The organism is Mesorhizobium sp. M2E.F.Ca.ET.209.01.1.1 (assembly GCF_004010375.2).
Lineage (GTDB): Bacteria > Pseudomonadota > Alphaproteobacteria > Rhizobiales > Rhizobiaceae > Mesorhizobium.
Genome location: NZ_SADP02000231.1, coordinates 1 through 421, shown reverse-complemented (window position 1 = coordinate 421; position 421 = coordinate 1). Strand labels below are relative to the sequence as shown.

Annotated in this window: 1 pseudogene; it reads left to right on the top strand. The window is 68.2% G+C overall.

Annotation, left to right across the window (positions count from 1 at the left end):
* A pseudogene (locus EN852_RS35425) lies at positions 1 to 381 on the top strand (phosphonate metabolism protein/1,5-bisphosphokinase (PRPP-forming) PhnN); the annotation flags it as partial.
* Positions 382 to 421: the final 40 nt, after the last annotated feature.

Sequence of the window (421 nt, the reverse complement as noted above, 5' to 3'; positions counted from 1 at the left end):
GGCGCCTTCGCCATCTCCTGGGAAGCGCATGGCCTGCGCTATGGCCTGCCCGCCGATGTCGACTGGTCCGTTTCCAATGGCCACGTCGCCGTTGCCAACGTATCGCGCGCGGTCATCCCCACCTTGCGCGAACGCTATGCCAATCTGGCGATCGTCGAGATCACCGCTTCGCCCCAGGTGCTGGCCGAGCGGCTGGCGATGCGCGGCCGCGAGTCGCGCGGCGAAGTGCTGGCACGGCTGGCGCGCAGCGCCAGTGTGACCTTGTCCGGCCCTGGCGTCACCTCGATCGACAACAGCGGTCCGCGCGAGGTGGCCGGTGAGCGCTTCGCCGAGCTGCTACGCAAGGCAATGGCCTTCTCCGACATGTCGGGGCTGATCTGATCGAGGCCAGTTTCACCCGTCTGCTTGCGCTGCCGCCGGA